Raw genomic sequence first — 19,131 nt, 5'->3', positions numbered from 1 at the left:
GTCAGCCCGCCTTCACATGGGTCCAGGCGGTGTCGCGGGCGTCCTCCGCCGCGCGGCTGCCGTTGCGGAAGAACAGGTCCACCTTCAGGTCGTCCTGGGTGACGAGGCACTCGGGGAAGGGTTTGACCAGCTCGGCGTAGGTCTTCTCGGTGCCGGCCACCGGCATCGGGTAGCCGATGTACTCGATGTTCTTCTTCACGTTCTCCGGCCGCAGCATGTAGTCGATGAACAGCATCGCGGTGCCGGGGTGGGGGGCGTTCCAGGGGATGGCGTAGCAGTCGGAGTTGATCGGCGTGCCCTCCCTGGGGGCCTCGAAGCCGAACACGGAGGGGTCCTTGGCCTGGTTGAGCATGGCGGCCATGTCACCGCTCCAGGCCTGGGTCATGAGCGCGTTGCCGTTGAGGAGGTTGTTGTAGCTGTCGCTGGAGAAGCCGCGCAGCCGGGGCCGCAGGGTGCCCAGGAGCGAGGTGATGCGGTCGAGGTCGTGGCGGTCGCCGGTGCTGACGTCCAGGCCGAGGGCGAGGGCGCCCATGCCGAGGACCTCGTCGCGGTCGTCCAGCAGGAAGACCTTCCCCCTGACCCTGTCGCTCCACAGGTCCCGCCAGGACCCGGTCAGCTCGCCGATCCTGTCGCGCCGCCAGCCGATGCCGGTCTTGTACGCGGTGAAGGGGACGGTGTGCGCGGAGCCGGGGTCGTACCAGGGGTCGGCGAAGTAGTCGTAGGTGCCGAATATGGCATGGGCGTTGGGGAGCTGCGCGTGGTCGATACGACGCAGCCGGCCGGCGCGGACCAGGCGCTGGGCCCACTTGGCGGAAGGGAAGACGACGTCGTAGCGGTTGCCCGCGTTGAGCTTGGCGACCATGCCCTCCATCGAGTCGAAGTTCGACTGGACGACCTTGACGCCGTACTCCTTCTCGAAGCCCTTGAACACGGACGGGTCGACGTAGTCGGCCCAGTTGAAGTAGACGAGATCGCCGTCGGCACGCGCTTTCACGGGCGCGAGCGCTTGCGCGTCGGGCGTTTTGGCGGGCATGAACCCGCAGCCGCCGACCGCGGCGCCGAACAGACCGCAGGCGCCTGCCCGCAGCACGGCGCGTCGGGTCGGTGGGAGTACCTCGGGGGACACGGAACGTCCTCTCCGTCGAGGAACGGCACAACTCCAGGGCTGGACCGGCGGTGCGGCTCACGGAGGCCCTGACTCCGTGGGAATGACCGGTCTGGGGAGGTGCGAGCGTGTGTCAGCGAGGGAGGGGTAAGCCCGTCCGCAGGCATACGGTGTACGGCGTGCGGGTGGACGTCACTGCGGCGCCCCCTCCAGGTCGTCCCGGACCCGGCGGGCGAACCAGCCGACGGCGGCCTCGCGCTGCGAGAGGGGACCCGGCTCGAAACCGGGCGTGCTCAGGCCGGCCTGTACGCGCTCCACCAGCTCGGCGTCCTCGTCGTTGGTGACCCAGCCGATGTGGATGTTCAGCCGGCGGGCCAGCCGGGTGCGGACGCTCTCCCCGTGCTTCGTGTAGAAGGCGCCGGGGATCGCCGCCCGGTCCTGGGCGGTGGGCAGGGCGGTCCACGCGAGCACGTGGTCAGGGTAGAAGTCGATGAGCGTGTTCGGATAGATCACGGCGTAGCGCCACACGCGCCGGTCGGCCTCGGTCAGCCCCGGCATCGGGGTCGCCAGCCGCTGGTAGAGCCGCTCCGTCCAGTTCGAGGAGGGCTTGTCGCGCAGCGGTGACTCGAACAGGACGTAGTTCTCCTGGACGTCCACGGTGTACGCCTGGTAGTCCAGCAGGCGCATGAGCGCGGGGTGGGCCACGGGGACGTGATAGCCCTCGAGGTAGTTGTCGACGATCACCTTCCAGTTGGCGTTCTGCTCCTCGCCGCCCGCCAGGTCGTGGATGCGGTGCCTGCCCACCGGTACGAGGCCGGGCCCCGCGTAGCGGCCGACGGCCTCGGCGAGCCCGGCGCAGCTCTCGCCGAGCGGGGTCGCCTCCATGTCGAGGTTGACGAAGACGAAGCCGAGGAAGGACTCGACGTTGACCGGGTGCAGTCCCAGGCGGGGCTTGTCCAGGCAGGGGATGCGGCGTGCTTCCGGGGCGCCGACGAGGCGTCCGTCCAGCTTGTAGGTCCAGCCGTGGTACGGACAGCGGATCGCCTTGCCGGACGGCTCGGCTTCCGTGACCAAGCGGGTGCCGCGATGCCGGCAGACGTTGAGGTGTGCGGCGAGTCCGCCGTCCTCGGTACGGACCACCAGCACCTCCCGGCCGGCGGCGGTGGCGGTCAGGCGCGCGCCGGGCCCGGGAAGGTCGGATTCGTGGCAGACGAGCTGCCAGGACTTGGCGAAGATGCGTGCGGTCTCGGCCTCGGCGATGGCCGGATCTGTGTAGTAGAGGGCCGGTAGGGCTTCCCCGGCATGTTCGGGGGGCGGCACCGGCGGGGCAGGGGAGACGGCGGCTGCCCGGGTGGTGGTCGAGGGGTGCATGGAGTCCTCCTCCGCGCCGCGGCGGCGGCGATGGGCGGTGAGGCTGTGCGGGGGGATTCCAGCAGGTGGGAGCCTTCCGACCTGCCGGGATCCAGCTGACTAATTGGTTAGTCAGATTGCGGCCAAGGTGCCGGCAAGTCAAGACTTGTGGCCTGACTAATTAGTTAGTTAGTCTCGGAGCGAGCGGGATGGCCCGGGCCCCCGGAGGGGTCCTCACCGTTCATTCCGTACGCACGCGGACCTGGAAGAGCGCCCGAACCAGCGTCCAGAACCGGACACCCCGGCCCGAGCGGCGTACCGGCTCCGGCCGGACACCGACGCCGCACCGACCCGCAGCGTCCACGCCGCGCCCCGCCCCGGGGCCGGCCACCCCGCACCCGTCTCCCGGCCCGGCCCTCCGGGCCCCGGAGCACCCCCTCCCCGTCATCGCCGCGCCGCCCCGTTCCGGCCCGTCCGGACCCGCTGCCACCCAGGAGGCACGCATGAGCGCTCGCCGAAGTCTGGTATGGCTCGGCCTCACGCCGGAGCCCGAACGGGAACTGCCCGCCGCAGTGGCCGCCCTGCGGGCCAAAGCGGCCGGCCGCCCGCCGGCCGCCCTGGCCGCCGCCGAGCGCCACCGCGTCGAGCGGCTGGTGCTGCGCGGCACCCACACCGGCTGGCTGCGCTACCTCGACGAGGTCACCGGCCTGGTCGTCGAGGCCGCGGCGGACTCCGCCACCGCAGACGCCCGGCCGGCGCTGGTGGCCGGTGAAGTCGTCCTCGACCACCACCGCATGCTGATCGGCCTGCCCGGCACCGCCTACGCGCGAACGGCCACGCAGCGGCGGGACCTGGAAAGGGCGTTGGCGCTGCTGCGAGCCCGCGGCGGCGCCACCCCCTCCGGCCACTTCGAGCCCAGGAGCACCGTATGACCGGCGTCCGCTCCCTCCTTCCCGAAGGACAGCCCGGCCTGCTCGTCTCGCCGGTGTTCGGTGCCGAGCCGTACCGCGACGCCGAGGATCTCGCCGGATACCTCGCGGTGGGCGGGTACGCGCCGCTGACCGCGCGGGACCGGCTGCTCGACCGGATCGCCGCAGTCGGACTCCGGGGCCGCGGCGGCGCCGGCTTCCCCACGGCCGTGAAGCTGAGCGCCGTCCGCGACGCACCTGGACGCCCCGTCGTCGTCGCCAACGGGGAGGAGGGCGAGCCCGGATCGGTCAAGGACCGGTGGCTGCTGCGCCACCGACCGCACCTGATCCTGGACGGCCTGCGGCTGGCCGCGGCCCTGACCGGCGCCGAACACGGCGTCGTCTACCTCTCGGACACGCGCGCCGAGCAGGCCGTCCGACAGGCCCTCGCCGAACGGCTCGCGGGCCTGCGTGTCGACGTCGTACGCACGGACCACACATACGTGGCGGGGGAGGAGACAGCGGTCGTACGGCGCATCGAGGGCGGTCCGGCCCTGCCCACGGCCAAGCCCCCGCGCCCCTTCGAGGCGGGCGTCGGCGGCGCGCCCACGCTGGTCGCCAACGTCGAGACGCTGGCCCGGATCGCGGTCATGCACGCGTGCCCCGACGCCGCGGGGGCCGTGGCCGGCGCCCATCTGGTGACCCTCGCCGGGGCGGGCGGCGCAGCCGCGCTGGCCGAGGTGCCCGCCGGTACGCATCTGAAGATCCTGGCCGACCTGTGCGGGCACGGCAGGGCCGAAGCGGTGCTGCTGGGCGGCCTGTTCGGCGGGCTGTACGGCGCCGGCTGGACGGATCTCCCGCTCGACCACGACCTGCTGCAAGCGGCCGGCGGAGCACTCGGCTGCGGAGCGCTGCACTTCCTGGGCCCCGACGACTGTCCCGTTGCCGCGGCCACCGAGGCCACCGCCTACCTCGCGGCGCAGAGCGCCCGGCAGTGCGGGGTCTGCGTCTCCGGGACCGGAGCACTGGCCGGGACCCTCGCGGCCGTGGCCCGCGGCGAGGCGGGGGACGCGGCGGCCGACAAGCTGCACCGCTGGTCGCGACAACTTCCCGGCCGCGGCGCCTGCGGTCTGCTCGACGCCGCCGCCCGGATCGTCAGCACCCTCCTCGCCCACTTCCCCGGCCGCATCGACGCCCACCGCGGCGCCACCTGCCCCGCATGCGCCGGCCCCGCACCCCACGACGGCCGCCGTTTCACGGTGCCCGTGCCCTGACCCGCCCCGGCCCGCACCCTGCCGAGCCGCCCGAACCCGCCGCACCGAAAGGACCCCACCGTGAAACTCCTGCTGGACTCCACCCGCTGCCAGGGCTACGGCCTCTGCCAGGAACCCGCGCCCGAGCTGATCGACCTGGACGAATGGGGGTACGCCCAGGTGCTCGTGAGCGACGTGCCGGCCGATGCCGCCGACGTCGCCGCGGCCGCCGTGGCCGCCTGCCCCAACTCCGCGCTGCGACTGGTGAAGTGACATGGGACGCGACCTGTCGGCCCTCTTCGACCCCGTCTCCGTCGCCGTCGTCGGCGCCAGCGACGACCCCGCCAAGTACGGCCACGCCATCGCCGCCCAGGCCCTGCGCGCAGGCGGCCGCCGCCCCGTCCACCTGGTCAACCGGCGTGGCGGCACGGTGCTGGGGCGCACCGCCGCCCCCGGCCTGGGCGCGATCGGCGAACCCGTCGACCTCGCGGTGGTCTGCGTGCCCGCCGCCGGCTTCGAGGACGCCGTCGACGAGGCTCTTGCGTGCGGGGCCCGGGCCGTCGTCGCCATCACCGCGGGCTTCGCCGAGACCGGCGACAGAGGGCGGGCCCGCCAGCTCGCCGTCGCCGAACGGGTACGCGTCGCCGGTGCCGTGATGGTCGGCCCCAACTGCCTGGGACTGGCAGACAACACCACGGACCTCTTCCTGGCCTCAGACACGTTCACCCCCGGCGGTGTCGCCCTCCTCAGCCAGAGCGGCAACCTCGCCCTGGAACTCCAGCTCCGCTTCCGCCCGCACGGCCTCGGCTTCTCCCGGTTCGTCTCGCTGGGAAACCAGGCCGACGTCACCCTCGTCGACCTGCTCGCCGACTGCGCCCGGCACGAGGGCACCCGGGCCATCGCCGTCTACGCGGAGGACTTCGCCGACGGCCGCGCCTTCGCCGAAGCCGCCGCCGAGGCGGGCAAGCCCGTCGTCCTGCTCACCGCCGGACGCGGCGACGCCTCCGCACGCAGCGCCCAGTCCCACACCGGGGCGCTCACCACCTCGGCCGACGTGGTGACCGCGGCGTGCCGGGACGCAGGGGTGGAACTGGTCGCCACCCCGCGCGAACTCGCCGTGGTCCTGGCCGCGTTGCACGGCGCACGGAGTGCGGCGGGCCGTCGGGTCGCGGTCCTCACGGACGGCGGTGGCCACGGTGTCATAGCCGCCGACGCCGTCGAGACGGCCGGCCTGACCGTCCCCGAACTCCGCGCGCCGACCCGGGACCGGCTCCGGAAGGTCCTGTGGGACCAGTCGGCCGTCGCCAACCCGGTGGACCTCGCCGGAATGGGCGAGCAGAACCCGGGCTCGTACGCCGAGACCGTCGCCGCGCTGCTGGCGGCCGAGGAGACCGACGCCGTCCTGATGACCGGCTACTTCGGCGGGTACGCGGCTGCCGACGGCGGGCTCGGCGGAGGAGGCACGGTCCTCGCGGACGGGGAACAGGCCGCGGCGCGACTCATCGCCGACCGCCACCACGCCACCGCCAAACCCCTCGTGGTGCAGTCGATGTACCCCGAGTCGCCCAGCTGCCGTACCCTCGCCGCGGCCGGTGTCCCGGTCTTCTCCGCCACCGAGGACGCCGCCCGAGCCCTCGCCGCCACGGCGCCCCGGGCACCGCACACCGGCCTCACGCACCTTCCCCCGCCCGCGGCACCGCTGCACGAGACCGGCTATCTGCAGACGCGCGGTGCTCTCGCAGCGGCCGGACTGCCGTTCCCCGCCGCCCGGGAGGTCCGCGACGAGACCCAACTCCTCGCCATCACCGAGGAGTTCGCCGGGCCGTACGTCCTCAAGGCCCTGCATCTGCTGCACAAGTCCGACGCTGGTGGTGTGGCACTGGGCCTGGCCGGCCCCGGCGAACTCCTCGCCGCCTTCCGCGAGATGCACGCCCGCCTGGGCGCCCCCTCCTACTCCGTGGAGGCCATGGCGGACCTGACCGGCGGCGTCGAGCTGATCGTCGGTGTGAACCGGGACGCCCGCTTCGGTCCCGTGGCCATGGTGGGCCTGGGCGGCGTGCTGGCCGAGGTCCTGCACGACGTCGCCTTCACTCTGGCCCCCGTGACCGCCGACCGCGCCCTGCACCTGCTGCGCGGGCTGCGCACCGCCGCCCTGCTCGACGGCGTGCGCGGCAGGCCCCCCGTCGACGTCGCCGCGGCCGCCGCCGCCGTCGAGACCATCACGGCGTTCGCCGCCGCCCACCCGGAGATCGCCGAACTCGAGGTCAACCCCCTGCTCGTCCTCCCGCGCGGGGTCCTCGCCCTCGACTCCCGTGCCGTACTCGCCTGACCCATCCCCTCGAGCCCCGACCGAAGAGGCCCCCATGGACATGCGCTACACCCCCGAGCAGGCCGATCTCAAGCGCCGCGCCGCCGTCTACGCCCGCCTGCTGATGAGCTACGAGGACCAGTCCGAGGAGGCCGGCGGCCCCCTGCCGCAGGAACTCGTCGCCGAACTGACCCGGTCCGCCATGGACGCCGGCGTCTATGCCATCAACATGCCCGCCGAATGGGGCGGGGCCGGCCTCAGCCTGCTCGACCAGGTCATCGTCGAGGAGGAGTTCGGCAGGGTCACCAACTGCCTGTGGGACATCCCCTGGCGGCCGGCCAACGTCCTCGCGTACGGCGACGAGCGGCAGCGCGAGAAGTACCTGCTGCCCGTGATCCGCGGGGAGAAGTTCGACGCGTTCGCCGTCACCGAGCCCGGCGCGGGCTCCGACCCCTCCTCCGGCACCTCCACGGCCACCCGCACGGACGGCGGCTGGCTGCTGAACGGCGAGAAGTGGTTCGTCACCTGCGGGGACATCGCCGACTTCCTGCTGGTGCAGGCGGACGCCGGACCGGACCGGCTGCCCACCCTCTTCTTCGTCGACAAGGCCGCGCCCGGCGTAGAGATGACGCGCGTGCCGCGCTTCATGCACTCCGCGGTCAACGGGCACCCCGAGTTCACCTTCACGGACGTCTTCGTGGGTGACGAGGACGTGCTCGGCGGAGTCGGCAACGGCTACGAGCTGACCAAGGAATGGTTCACCGACGAACGCCTGATGATCGCGGCACGCTCCGTCGGCGCGGCCGAACGCTGCCTGCGACTGGCCCGCGACTGGGCGGTGGAGCGGAAGCAGTTCGGGGCGCCGATCGCCTCGTACCAGCTGATCCAGGGCATGCTCGCGGACTGCGCCGTGGACATCGCCGTCAACCGTGCCTACACCCACCAGGTCGCCTGGGAGGCGGACCAGCCGGACACCGACCGCAAGACGCTGCACGCCAAGGCCTCCACCGCCAAGCTCGCCGCCAGCGAGGCAGCCGGCCGGGTCGCCGACCGCTGTCTGCAGATCTTCGGCGGCCGCGGCTACGACCGCACCTACCCCGTCGAACGCATGTACCGCGAGCTGCGCGTCGACCGGATCTGGGAGGGCACCTCCGAGATCCAGCGGCTGATCATCGCCAACGAGCTGATCAAGCGTGGCACCCGCGCCCTGGCCCTGCCCACGCACTGACACCGCCCTCCTCCGCACCGCCCTCCTCCGCACCACCGCCCCCCTTCGTCACCGCAAAGCGAGGAACCCGATGGACTTCCGTCTCACCCCGCGCCAGGCACAGCTCAAGGCCGACGCCCGCGCCCTCACCGACTTCATCGCCGCCTACGAGATCCAGTGCGAGGAGAACAACGGCCTGCCCGCCGACGTGCACGCCAAGGTCCGCGACGCCGTCCTCGACGCGGGGCTCCAGGCCGTCAACATGCCGGCCGAATGGGGTGGCGCCGGACTCACCGTCGCCGAGCAGGCCACCGTCCAGGAGGAACTGGGACGCCTCACCGGCGCCCTGTGGGACATGGTGTGGCGGCCCGCCAACGCCCTCCGCTTCTGCACCCCGGAGCAGCGGGAACGGTTCCTCGTCCCGGTCATCAAGGGCGAGCGGCGCGACTGCTACGCCGTCACCGAGCCCGGTGCGGGCTCCGACCCGCAGAACCTCGCCACCACCGCCGCCAGGAACGACCGGGGCTGGGTGCTCAACGGGGAGAAGTGGTTCGTGACGGTCGGCGACCACGCCGACTTCATGATCGTGCTGGCCGCGGCGGGACCGGAGCGGGCACCGACGCTGTTCCTCGTCGACAAGGACACGCCCGGCATCGAGATGACCCGCGTGCCCCGCTTCATGCACACCTTCGTCTACGAACACCCCGAGTTCACCTTCACCGACGTCCAGGTCGGCGAGGACGCGGTGCTCGGCGGCATCGGCGAGGGGTACGACATCACGCGCTCGTGGTTCACCGAGGAACGCCTGATGATCGCCGCGCGCACCACCGGCGCCGCCGAACGGGCCCTGGAACTGGCCCGTGACTGGGCGGTGGAGCGGGAGCAGTCCGGGGCGCCGATCGCCTCGTACCAGCTGATCCAGGGCATGCTCGCGGACTGCGCCGTGGACATCGCCGTCAACCGTGCCTACACCCACCAGGTCGCCTGGGAGGTCGACCGGGCCTCGGCCGAGGACCGCAAGACACTGCACGCCAAGGCCGCCATCGCCAAGCTCGCGGCCAGCGAGGCCTCGGGCCGGGTGATCGACCGCTGTCTGCAGATCCACGGCGGCCGGGGCTACGACCGCACGTACGCGGTCGAACGGCTCTACCGCGAGCTGCGCGTCGACCGGATCTGGGAGGGCACCTCCGAGATCCAGCGGCTGATCATCGCCAACGAGCTGATCAAGCGCGGCTCGGGCGTCCTCGACCTGCCCACCGTCTGACGGCCACGGCCGACACGGACCGAAGGGGAAGCTCGGATGACCGACATCGAACGCGTCGGAGTCGTCGGCTGCGGCCTGATGGGTGCGGGCATCGCCGAGGTCTGTGCGCGGGCCGGCCTGCCGGTGACCGTGGTGGAACGCGACGCGGAGGCGGCCCGCTCGGGCCGCCTGCGCATCGCCCGGTCCCTCGACCGGGCCACCGCGCACGGCAGGCTCACCGACGAGCGGCGGGGGGCCACCGCCGCCCTCATCACGGTGGTCGACCAGATCGAGGCCCTGCACGACCGCGACCTGGTCATCGAAGCCGTTGCGGAGGACGAGCGCCTCAAGACCGACGTCTTCACCCGCCTCGACTCCGTGGTCACCGGCGACCGTGCCCTCCTCGCCACGAACACCTCCTCGCTCCCGGTCGTCCGGCTGGCCTCCGCGACGACCCGCCCCGAACGCGTCGTCGGAGTGCACTTCTTCAACCCCGTACCGGTACTGCCGCTGGTCGAACTCGTCCCCTCGCTGCTCACCTCGCCCGACACCCTGACCCGGGCCGAGACCTTCGTGACGGGCAGGCTCGGCAAGGAGACCGTCCGCACCCGGGACAAGGCGGGCTTCATCGTCAACGCGCTGCTCGTGCCCTATCTCCTGGCCGCCATCCGCATGGTGGAATCGGGCGGCGCGAGCGTCGAGGACGTCGACCGCGGCATGGTGCTGGGGTGTGCGCATCCGCTCGGACCGCTGGCCCTGGCGGACCTGATCGGTCTGGACACCACACGGGCCATCGCGGAGTCGCTGTACGCGGAGTTCCGCGAACCGCAGTACTCACCGCCTCCGCTGCTGTCCCGCATGGTGGAGGCCGGACTGCTGGGGCGGAAGTCGGGGCGCGGCTTCCACGTGTACGACGGGCAGCCGCGGCGTGAGACGGCGGCGCCGGCGACGCCCCGGTGAGGGGAAAGGTGAGGGAAGATGGTCATGGCATACGGCCACCGGACGAGAGGAGCCGCAGGGTGTCGACCAAGGTGCGCACCGCAGACACACGCGAGCGCATCCTGACCGCGGCGTGCGAGGTCATCGCAGAGATCGGCTTCGAGAAGATCCGGATGCGCATGGTCGCCGAAAGGGCCGGCGTGTCGACGGCTCTGCTGCACTACCACTTCGACACCCGCGAGAAGCTGTTCACCGAGGCGATGACCCACTCCTTCGCCAACACCGCCGTCGACGTGGAACGCGACGCGGAGACGGCGCCCGCGGCGGTCGTCCTGGCCCGCATCGTGCGCAACCTGCTGCCGACCGACCCCGAACTGCATCAGGACTGGCGGCTGTGGCAGGAACTGTGGGTCCGGGCGCTGCGCGACGAGGCGACCCGGGCCTATGCCGTCGACCTGTACGCGCAGCTGCACACCTGGGTGGCCGACGCGGTGCGGCGCGGCATCGCGTCCGGTGAGTTCGAACCGACCGACGTGGACGATCTGTGCACGCTCGTGCTGTCCCTGAGCGACGGCTACGGGATCCGCCTCATGCTGCGCGACCCGTCGGTCACTCTGGACACCGCGCTCGCATCCATCTGGCGCCATGTGTCCGCCGCGCTGGGCCTGCCCGGCGAACTGCCGGTGGAGTGACTGCGGTGAGCGGGGCACGAGCGAGGCGCACCGACAGGCGGTGCCTGCGCATCCCTCACAGGTGCGGCTGACCGACGGAGGTCTTCGCCGTCGGGCGCAGGTCTTTGCGGTCGGGCGCATGCGGGCAGACAGAACACGACGCTGTGCCGGACGGCGTTCACGGGCCAGCACCGAGGAGTCAGCGCATGAGGGTCGTCATCACCGGTGGGTTCGGCTTCCTGGGACGCCGGCTCGCCGCCGCACTGCTGCGGACGCGGACGTTCGGCGGCACACCGATCGAACGGCTGGTGCTCGCCGACCGCGCCGTGGAACCCGGCGCGCCACCGGCGGCCGACCCGCTCGTGGACGTCGTGCACGGCGACCTGACCGATCGTCTGGACGAGGTGTTCGCCGAGCCGGTCGATGTGGTGTTCCACCTGGCCGCCGCGGTGTCGGCCGAGTGCGAGGCCGACGTCGACCTCGGCATGTACGCCAATGTGGACACCACCCGCGCTCTGCTCGACGCCGCCCGCGCGCAGTCGGCCACCACAGGACCGACCCCGCGGGTGGTGTTCTCCAGCAGCCTCGCCGTCTACGGCTCCGACCCGGCGCTGCCCGTGCCCCCGGTGATCGACGAGTCGACCCTGCCCCTGCCGCGGTCGAGTTACGGGACCCAGAAGCTCGTCTGCGAGCACCTGATCGCCGACTACACCCGCCACGGCTTCGTCGACGGACGCGTCGCCCGCCTCATGACCGTCGCGGTACGCCCGGGCACGCCGAACGCGGCCGCGTCCGGTTTCCTGTCCGGCATCATCCGTGAACCCCTCGCGGGACTGGGGGCCGTCTGCCCGGTGCGCCCCGGACTCCAGGTGGCGCTGTCCTCACCCCGGCGCACGGTCCACGGGCTCCTTCGCATCGCTGAGGCCGAGCGCGGCAAGGGGCCGGGACGCCTCGAAGGCCAGGTGCCGGTCAACCTCCCCGCGCTCACCGTGTCGGTCGCCGAGATGCTGAGGACGCTGCGGGAGGTGGCCGGCGAGGCAGTCGCCGACCGGGTGACCATCGCACCCGATCCCGCCGTCGAAACCATGGTGGGCTCGTGGCCCGCCGTCTTCGACAACCGGCGCGCCGCCGCACTCGGTCTCGCGCCCGACGCGAGCTTCCTGTCGCTCGTACAGGACTATCTCGCCGACCATCCCAACGCGGTGGCGCTCGACGCCTCCGAGTGACCACCCGCTGTGGCCGCGGTGTCGGGTACGGTGTCGGGTACTCAGGCGGAGCTGAGTAGGAGGGCTCAGGCCGGCACCGGTACCGGCTGTCAGGCTCGGGCCATGCGCCAAGGACCGCTGACATTCGTCGCCCATGTGGTGTCGATCGTCGTGCTGGCGGGGGTGTCAGTGGCGGCGTGGGCCGCATGGCTCGGCTGGGACCAGCACCGCGACGTCCACGCCGATGGCTCGATGACCGGCCCGTACCAGGCGTGGCAGGTGATCGGGCTGGTGGTGACCCTCCTCGTGCCGGTGTGCTGGGCGGCACACCGGCGGTACTTCGCGGGCACCGTGCTGGGCACCACGGCCGGCCTCACCCTTGCCGCCTGCCTCGACTGGTCGGACGACAGCAGTGGACTGTTCATGATCGGCGTGGGAATGGTGATGATCGCCAGCCTCGTCGTCACCGTCCTCGTCTGCGCGGTGACGGCTTCCCTGCGCTGAGAACGGCCCTTGCCCCGCGTCTGCGCGCACCACCGGCCACAGGGGTCGTCCAGTTGCCACTCGTTGATGTGGGGGAGCAGGAAGCGGCGGCCCTCGGAGTCGTACAGAAAGGCCGGCCACCGGGGTTGGCCGGCGCCCGGGTGCCGTATCCGGCCTTCGCCTTCGCCCTTCGCCTTCGCCTTCGTCGGCAGGTCGTCTGGGTCCTGGACGGCCACCTGACCCGCCACGACGGCGATGCGGTCCACGCACTCGACGCGGGCGACACCGTCGAACTCGGCGCGCCCCGAACGCTTCTTCGTCAACACCACGGACGCCGTGTGCCGTTACGCGGTCATCCTCGCCCGCGGCGCGCAGCCGTGACCCGTCCCCTTCCCCGAGGCGGCAGCTTGCCGCTCGCCTGCACCGCCGGTCCGGCGATAGCGAACAACCGCGCCGTCCGGCCCGCGCTCACCGTGGTCGCCGCCGTCCTGCCGGTGAGCCTCACCCGGTGCCAACCGCACGCCGTCGACCGACAGTTCCTTGCCGCCGACCGGTAGCGGGACGAGGACTCCGGTCGTTCGAGCGTGATCATTCTTTACTGTTCTGTGCCAGACTTGGTAAAGACATGACCAACTGCTGCAGCGGTGCGGCAGCCGATCGGGGGAGTGAACATGTCGTGGGACGAGGAATGGGCGCAGCTCAAGGCTGACGCGCTCGCGAGGCGACAGCGGCCGGCGCACATGCGGCTGGACCAGTTGACCGCCGACGCAGGCAGCGGCGGATCGGCGGGGCCGTCCGGCCACGGCGACGGGTACGCCGTGAACGCGAGTTCCATGGACGGAAGCTCGCACGCCCTGCTCGAGATCGCCGGCGTCCTGTACGAGGGCCGGATGGACGGCGAGAACGCCACGATGTGCCGCGTACCGCGATCCCATCCCGACGTGGCCGCCCATGTCGACACGTTCGCCCGCTACGCCCAGGACCAGTACACGGATGCGGTCGTGCTGCTCGCGGCCCTGTCGGCCGAACTGAAGTCGGCGAACAACACGTACACGCAGTACGACGAGGGAGTCCGCGCCCGGCTGAACTCCGTTCTGGTGTCGGGACGTTACACCGAACCCGGGGACCGGTGATCCGCCGTGGCCCATCGCGCGGACGTCGAGTTCCTGGAAGACGCGGATCCGGCGCTCATCGAGCGCAGCGCCGCGGAGTACACGCGCCTGCACAAGCTGATCGAGACCACCGACGACGCCTTCGGCAAGGCGATGAAGGTGGACTGGCAGAGCGACGCCCATGACCTGTACGCCAAGCGCCTGAGCGAGGCCCAGCACCTCACGGACGCCCTGTCCGGCGCCTTGCGTACCGTGGGCAAGGCCCTCGTTGCCTATGCCGGGGCGGTCACCACGGCCAAGGGCCACTACAAGAGCGGCAGGACCACCGAGGGCAAGCTGTCCGAGGTGATGGCCCGCGAGGCCACCGCGATCACACCGACCGCGCGGGCCGCCGAGCCGATGCGGCAGTGGGAGGACCTCCGGAGCACCACCGGAGTACTCGACTGCTTCGCGGAACTGACCGTCGACGTCGACGCGATCCGCGAGGACGCCGAGCGCTACTACAACCAGACCAGCGATCACTACGGCGACGCCCTCCGCGCGGAGTCGGAGGCGCGCGGCACGTGCATCGCCGACATCGACGCGGCCTACCGTTCCCTCCCCGACTTCCGCAGCCCCGTCGAGGACCCGGGCCAGTTCCTGAAGACACTGGGACCGCTCCAGGCCGAGGCCCGTCAGGCGAGCGGCAATCCCTACGCCCAGCTCCCGGGCGCGGGCCCGAAGGTGGACGCGATTCCCACCATGGGCGGCGACGTGGTGGCCGACGAGATCCTGACGCGCATCGCAACCCGTGTCGACGGGCTGCCGAAGGCTCAGGGCAACAACTACTGGCTGCCGTCGAACTCCGACGAAAGCCGCCGCGAGTACATCTCGGCCAACAGCGAGCTGATCAAGGCCGCCGCCCATGACGCCGGACTGCCGCCGGAGATGGTCGCCGGCATCGCCTGGCAGGAGGTCGAGGGCGACCCGGGCGTCCTGGACGATCTTGCCTACCAGGGCCGTCAGTTCCTGCCCGGCTCCGAGGACCCCGACCAGACGTCCATGGGCCCGCTGTCCATCCAGGTCCGCCGCGCCGCCGAGGTCCTGGGCTACGACCCGCATCACCTCACCGACATGCAGCGGGACCAGGTCGTGGGCGCGATCAAGGATCCGGGCAAGAACGTCTTCATCGCCTCGGAGTACCTCGCCCAGCTCAAGGCGCAGAGCGACTTCGCCGACGTGCCGCCGGAACGGATGACCCGCGAGCAGATGGCGGAACTGGCCGCCCGCTACAACGGCGGCCCCTATTACCAGGACCCGGCAGCCCAGGCCTACGGTCGGGGCTTCGACCGGAAACTCGACCAGGCGAAGGAGGCCCTCGGGTGAGCAGCCCCGTCACGCGGCCGGGTACGCGGTTCGGCATCGGCTCCGCGGTGTGCGGCCTGTTTCTGGCCCTGGGTCACCTGGTGACCGGCTATGTGGCCTTCCTCGCGTACATGGCCGACCCCGCCGGCCCCTGGGACGGCGAAGCCGTCTCGCACTCCCGGTTCGCCTCCCTCCTCGCCCTGGCGCTGACAGCCGTCACGGCCGTGCTGACGTGGGTGTTCACCAAGGCCGAGTGGTCGAGGAAATGGTGGTACGCGCTCTCCGCGGTACTGGCCGTCGCGGCCGTCCTGAGGCTGACCGTGCTCGCCCCCGGTCTCTGACCACGACGGTGGCGCCACCGGGAGGCAGCGCGTCGCGCTGCGCCCCGGTGGGCGAGGGATCTGTGCGACAGGCGGGCCGCGGGTCAGGGTCTGTGCGAAGTCGTGGTGTCACACCCCGACCGCGCCGTCGATCCGTTCGCGGATCAGATCGGCGTGTCCGTTGTGACGGGCGTACTCCTCGATCATGTGGATCAGCACCCAGCGCAGGGAGACCGCGCCCCGCCAGGAGTCGTGGCCCTCGACCTCTAGATGCGGAGCCTGCGCGACGAACGCTTCCGCGAAGGCGACCTCGGCGCGCCAGGCCGCCCAGGACGCCGCGACGACCTCGGGGCCGGGGCCCGCGCCGTCGAAGTCGCCCTCGGGGGTGTCGGTGGAGGAGAAACGCAGCTCGACGTCGTGCCCGGCGAGCACGGACCGGAACCAGCGGCGTTCCACGTCGGCGAGGTGCCGGACGAGCCCGAGCAGGGAGAGCGAGGACGGCGGCACGGACCGCATGGCCAACTCCGGCCCCAGCCCGGAGCACTTCAGCTTCAGGGTGGTGCGCTGGGCGTCCAGCACAGCCACGAGCATGCTCCGCTCGTCACCGGTCGCGGGGCCGCTGAACCGGTGCTCGCTGTCGGTGCCGGTGAACAGTTCGATCCGTCGGTCGGGAATCTTCATGTCCACATCATGCTCTGCTCGTGGTCCTCAGAGGTGACTGAGAGGTGGCTGTGCCAGTCTGGCGCGCGCCCGTACCCCCCTCAGGAGCTCCTGGATGACTCTGATCAACGGTCTGCCCGCCCATGTCCTGTTCGTCCATGTGGTCGTGGTGCTGATACCCCTCACCGCGCTCGCGCTGGTGACGGCCGCGCTGTGGCCGCGCGCCGCCCGGCGGCTGGGCGTACTGCTGCCGGTCCTCGCCTTCCTGGCGCTGGTCAGCGTGCCGCTGACCACGCACGCCGGCGAGTGGCTGGAGCGGCACGTGGACGACGACGCCCTGGTGCGCCGGCACACCGAACTGGGCGACGGCCTGCTGCCGTGGGCCCTGGGCCTGTTCGTGCTCGCGGCACTCGTGTGGTGGGCGGCGGGGCGGCGCGCCGCGGCGGAACCCGGTCGCAGCGGCAACACGCGCTGGTCCGCCCTGCCCGTTCGGATCGTCGTCGGCGTGCTCTCGCTGGCCGTCGCCGTCGGTGCCGTGGTGGACGTCTACCGGATCGGCGACTCCGGTGCGAAGGCCGCCTGGCACGACGCCTATTCGAAGACGGCGAAGGGATCGGAGGACCACGGCGACTGATCCGGCGCGCGCCCCGCTCGGCCGGCTCCGGCCTCGTTCGGAAGTCCCCTTCCCCGAGGAGACGACGATCGCGGGCGGATGCAGGTGGCCGTGCGTCCGCGGACTCCGCCCGAGCCCCGGACTCCGGAGCGGCGGACACCGTCCGGGCAGCCACGGCCCGTCGCACGACCCGGCAGGCCCATGGAGGGCCCCGGCGCGCACTGCCGCGCCGGGGCCCTGTGCGTCCGCCGTGCTGGGCGGTCCAGGACGCGCGCTCCGGATCCCGCGGGGCCGCCGCACGGTCGTCCCGCCCGGGGCCGAAGGGCCCCCGGCCCGGCCCGAGTGGCCTGTGGTGCCCTGGGCACGGAGCGCCCAGGCTGGAACACAAGCCTTGAAGGGAGCCGGTGCGATGACCTCCAACACCATGAGCGCGGCTCTTGAGCCCGTGCACCGTGATCGGTTGATGCGCCTGAGCCATGACGTCTCCTACGACGCCGGGGCCCGCCTCTTCGAGGAGGGCCGTCGCGCCGACCGTTTCTGGATCCTGCGCACCGGCACCGTCGCCCTCGACCTGCATGTGCCCGGCCGCCGGCCCGCCGTCATCGAGGCCCTCGGAAACGGTGAACTGCTCGGCTGGTCCTGGCACTTCCCGCCCTGCATCTGGCACTTGGGCGCCCGGGCGATGAGCCCGGTCAGTGCCTGGGAGTTCGACGCCGAGGCCGTGCGGGCCCTGTGTGCCGAGGACCCGGAGTTCGGCCGGGCGATCGCCGTGTGGGTCGGGCGCGTGGTCGCCCAGCGGCTGCACGCCACCCGGGTACGGCTGCTCGACCTCTACAACGCCCCCTACGGCAGCGGTGACCTGGTCTGACCTCCGGCCCCGTGAGGAGAACGCCATGGACAGCAGCCCGCACCGGGTGAGTGACGTGATGACGCGAGCTGTCGTGGCCGTGGGCAGCAAGGCTCTGTTCAAGGACGTCGTCGAGCGCATGGTCCGGTGGGAGGTCAGCGCCCTTCCCGTGCTGGAGGGCGACGGTCGGGTGGTGGGCGTGGTGTCCGAGGCTGATCTGCTGCCCAAGGAGGAGTTCCGGGACAGCGATCCGGACCGGCTCACCCAGCTGCGCCGGCTGTCCGACCTCGCCAAGGCGGGGGCCGTGTGCGCCGAGGAGCTGATGAGCACCCCGGCGGTCACCGTGCACGACGACGCCACACTGGCCGAGGCCGCGCGAATCATGGCGCTGCGGCAGGTCAAGCGGCTGCCCGTCGTGAACGCCGAGGGCCTGCTCGAAGGCGTGGTCAGCCGCAGGGACCTGCTCAAGGTGTTCCTGCGCCCCGACAATGACCTCGCCGACGAGATACGGCGCGAGGTCGTCGACCCGCTCTTCCCCGCCCCGGTCGAGCCCGTGCACGTCGTCGTCACCGATGGCGTCGCCACCCTGACCGGGCGGGTGCCGGACGCCACGCGGATCCCGCTCGCCGCACGCCTGGTGAACGGCGTGGAGGGCGTCGTCGGCGTGGACTGCCGGCTCACCGGTGCCGCCGGCGAGTGAGCCGGGCGCCCGCGGGGTCGCCACCACGCCGCTGACGCGCGCTGAGACGCGCGGAGAGCAGGGAGAACCAGTGGTCGTGTGGCCGTGAGGTTCGCCCGCACCGTCCGTCCGGGGCCACGTCATCGTCGCCGACCCCTGTCCGGGCCCGGCGCCGCCGTCAGGGCAGGTGCGCCGGGTCGGCGGCGGGAAGGTCGGGGTCGAGAACCGGACGGCGGGGCGGACCGGCCAGAGCGCACTGCACGTCGACCACGCCCGCCACGGCCCTGGCGAGGCGCGCCGCCAGCGGGATCAGAGCCGTCTCGCGGACGCGGCCGGCCAGCGTGACGACACCGTCCTGCACCTCCACCCGGACGGCTTCCGCGTGCGTGCCGAAGAGGCGTGCGACGACCTCGCGCCGGAGCTCCCCGGCGATCTCCGCGTCGTCCCGCAGGAAGACCTTCAGCAGGTCGGATCGGCTGACGATGCCCCGGAGCGTTCCGTCACGGCCGACCACCGGCAGCCGCTTGACCCCGGTTCGGGCCATGGTCCGCGCGGCGTGGGCGAGCGTGGCGTCGGGTGCCACGGTCACGGCCGGCGTGGTCATCAGCTCGGCCGCGGTCACGGCGTCCGCCTTGCGGGCTCCGGTGAGGTCCCACAGCTGCCCGTACCGGCCGAGGCCGCCGTCCTGGTACTCCTCCTTGGGCAGCAGATCCCCCTGGGAGACGACCCCGACGACGCGTCCGGCCTCGTCCAGCACCGGCAGGGCGCTGACGCTCCACTCGCGCATGACCTTCACGATGGCCTTGAAGGCCGCCCCTGAGCGCAGGGCGACGACCCGGTGGGTCATCACGTCCTGCACGAAGGCCGGAGTGCCGTTCATGGCG

Annotated in this window: 21 protein-coding genes; 17 read left to right on the top strand and 4 right to left on the bottom strand. The window is 72.2% G+C overall.

Features of this window, described 5'->3' with window-relative positions:
• Nucleotide 1 precedes the first annotated feature (1 nt).
• Both ABZ919_RS13880 and ABZ919_RS13875 read right to left on the bottom strand, forming a co-directional pair.
• Complete coding sequence (locus ABZ919_RS13880) at nucleotides 2-1,126, bottom strand: spermidine/putrescine ABC transporter substrate-binding protein (RefSeq protein WP_361246880.1); 1,125 nt, start codon at nucleotides 1,124-1,126, stop codon at nucleotides 2-4.
• A gap of 171 nt (nucleotides 1,127-1,297) precedes the next feature.
• Nucleotides 1,298-2,476 (bottom strand): aromatic ring-hydroxylating dioxygenase subunit alpha, encoded by a 1,179-nt coding sequence (locus ABZ919_RS13875; RefSeq protein WP_361246877.1) that lies wholly within the window; start codon nucleotides 2,474-2,476, stop codon nucleotides 1,298-1,300.
• Nucleotides 2,477-2,958: 482 nt separating this feature from the next.
• Here ABZ919_RS13875 and ABZ919_RS13870 point away from each other — a divergent pair, with 482 nt between their 5' ends.
• From ABZ919_RS13870 to ABZ919_RS13805, 14 genes are all read left to right on the top strand, one after another.
• Nucleotides 2,959-3,387, top strand: a complete 429-nt coding sequence (locus tag ABZ919_RS13870) for a hypothetical protein (protein ID WP_361246874.1) — start codon at nucleotides 2,959-2,961, stop codon at nucleotides 3,385-3,387.
• Nucleotides 3,384-4,637 (top strand): NADH-ubiquinone oxidoreductase-F iron-sulfur binding region domain-containing protein, encoded by a 1,254-nt coding sequence (locus tag ABZ919_RS13865; RefSeq protein WP_361246871.1) that lies wholly within the window; start codon nucleotides 3,384-3,386, stop codon nucleotides 4,635-4,637. The genes ABZ919_RS13870 and ABZ919_RS13865 overlap by 4 nt, the downstream gene beginning before the upstream one ends.
• A 60-nt stretch (nucleotides 4,638-4,697) precedes the next feature.
• The gene (locus tag ABZ919_RS13860; protein ID WP_361246869.1) at nucleotides 4,698-4,889 is read left to right on the top strand and encodes a ferredoxin; all 192 of its coding nucleotides are present in this window, start codon (nucleotides 4,698-4,700) and stop codon (nucleotides 4,887-4,889) included.
• A 1-nt stretch (nucleotide 4,890) separates the two neighbouring features.
• Entirely contained in the window at nucleotides 4,891-6,945 is a 2,055-nt protein-coding gene (locus ABZ919_RS13855) for an acetate--CoA ligase family protein (RefSeq protein WP_361246866.1), read from the top strand.
• Nucleotides 6,946-6,979: 34 nt separating this feature from the next.
• Nucleotides 6,980-8,152: an acyl-CoA dehydrogenase family protein gene (locus ABZ919_RS13850; protein WP_361246863.1), complete on the top strand. Its 1,173-nt coding sequence runs from the start codon at nucleotides 6,980-6,982 to the stop codon at nucleotides 8,150-8,152.
• Between the two features lie 70 nt (nucleotides 8,153-8,222).
• On the top strand, nucleotides 8,223-9,395 hold the full coding sequence (locus ABZ919_RS13845; RefSeq protein WP_361246860.1) for an acyl-CoA dehydrogenase family protein: 1,173 nt from the start codon (nucleotides 8,223-8,225) through the stop codon (nucleotides 9,393-9,395).
• Nucleotides 9,396-9,431: 36 nt separating this feature from the next.
• Nucleotides 9,432-10,334, top strand: coding sequence for a 3-hydroxybutyryl-CoA dehydrogenase (locus ABZ919_RS13840; protein ID WP_361246857.1), 903 nt, complete (start codon nucleotides 9,432-9,434; stop codon nucleotides 10,332-10,334).
• Between the two features lie 59 nt (nucleotides 10,335-10,393).
• A complete protein-coding gene (locus ABZ919_RS13835) occupies nucleotides 10,394-11,005 on the top strand; it encodes a TetR family transcriptional regulator C-terminal domain-containing protein (protein WP_361246855.1) in 612 nt (203 codons plus the stop codon).
• A gap of 185 nt (nucleotides 11,006-11,190) precedes the next feature.
• Nucleotides 11,191-12,210: a D-erythronate dehydrogenase gene (gene denD / locus ABZ919_RS13830; protein ID WP_361246852.1), complete on the top strand. Its 1,020-nt coding sequence runs from the start codon at nucleotides 11,191-11,193 to the stop codon at nucleotides 12,208-12,210.
• Nucleotides 12,211-12,312: 102 nt separating this feature from the next.
• Nucleotides 12,313-12,693 (top strand): hypothetical protein, encoded by a 381-nt coding sequence (locus ABZ919_RS13825; protein WP_361246849.1) that lies wholly within the window; start codon nucleotides 12,313-12,315, stop codon nucleotides 12,691-12,693.
• A 234-nt stretch (nucleotides 12,694-12,927) separates the two neighbouring features.
• Entirely contained in the window at nucleotides 12,928-13,053 is a 126-nt protein-coding gene (locus ABZ919_RS13820; RefSeq protein WP_361246846.1) for a hypothetical protein, read from the top strand.
• A gap of 290 nt (nucleotides 13,054-13,343) precedes the next feature.
• Nucleotides 13,344-13,805 (top strand): hypothetical protein, encoded by a 462-nt coding sequence (locus tag ABZ919_RS13815; protein WP_361246844.1) that lies wholly within the window; start codon nucleotides 13,344-13,346, stop codon nucleotides 13,803-13,805.
• Nucleotides 13,806-13,811: 6 nt separating this feature from the next.
• Nucleotides 13,812-15,149 (top strand): hypothetical protein, encoded by a 1,338-nt coding sequence (locus tag ABZ919_RS13810; RefSeq protein WP_361246841.1) that lies wholly within the window; start codon nucleotides 13,812-13,814, stop codon nucleotides 15,147-15,149.
• Nucleotides 15,146-15,469, top strand: a complete 324-nt coding sequence (locus tag ABZ919_RS13805; protein WP_361246838.1) for a hypothetical protein — start codon at nucleotides 15,146-15,148, stop codon at nucleotides 15,467-15,469. The genes ABZ919_RS13810 and ABZ919_RS13805 overlap by 4 nt, the downstream gene beginning before the upstream one ends.
• Nucleotides 15,470-15,577: 108 nt before the next feature.
• Here the strand turns inward: ABZ919_RS13805 and ABZ919_RS13800 are convergent, their stop codons facing one another.
• Nucleotides 15,578-16,129, bottom strand: coding sequence for a DinB family protein (locus ABZ919_RS13800; protein WP_361246835.1), 552 nt, complete (start codon nucleotides 16,127-16,129; stop codon nucleotides 15,578-15,580).
• Between the two features lie 94 nt (nucleotides 16,130-16,223).
• Between ABZ919_RS13800 and ABZ919_RS13795 the strand changes: the two genes are divergently transcribed.
• From ABZ919_RS13795 to ABZ919_RS13785, 3 genes are all read left to right on the top strand, one after another.
• Nucleotides 16,224-16,742 carry a DUF2231 domain-containing protein gene (locus ABZ919_RS13795; protein WP_361246833.1) on the top strand — a complete coding sequence of 173 codons (519 nt, stop codon included), beginning with the start codon at nucleotides 16,224-16,226 and terminating at the stop codon, nucleotides 16,740-16,742.
• Between the two features lie 388 nt (nucleotides 16,743-17,130).
• Nucleotides 17,131-17,589 carry a cyclic nucleotide-binding domain-containing protein gene (locus ABZ919_RS13790; protein ID WP_361246831.1) on the top strand — a complete coding sequence of 153 codons (459 nt, stop codon included), beginning with the start codon at nucleotides 17,131-17,133 and terminating at the stop codon, nucleotides 17,587-17,589.
• A 25-nt stretch (nucleotides 17,590-17,614) separates the two neighbouring features.
• The gene (locus ABZ919_RS13785; RefSeq protein ID WP_361246828.1) at nucleotides 17,615-18,268 is read left to right on the top strand and encodes a CBS domain-containing protein; all 654 of its coding nucleotides are present in this window, start codon (nucleotides 17,615-17,617) and stop codon (nucleotides 18,266-18,268) included.
• A gap of 157 nt (nucleotides 18,269-18,425) precedes the next feature.
• On the opposite strand, the gene ABZ919_RS13780 is transcribed toward ABZ919_RS13785, so the two are convergent.
• Nucleotides 18,426-19,127: a CBS domain-containing protein gene (locus ABZ919_RS13780; protein ID WP_361246825.1), complete on the bottom strand. Its 702-nt coding sequence runs from the start codon at nucleotides 19,125-19,127 to the stop codon at nucleotides 18,426-18,428.
• Nucleotides 19,128-19,131: the final 4 nt, after the last annotated feature.

The organism is Streptomyces sp. NPDC046759, from assembly GCF_040645475.1.
Classification (GTDB): domain Bacteria; phylum Actinomycetota; class Actinomycetes; order Streptomycetales; family Streptomycetaceae; genus Streptomyces.
This window is presented reverse-complemented; position numbering and strand designations above follow the sequence as displayed.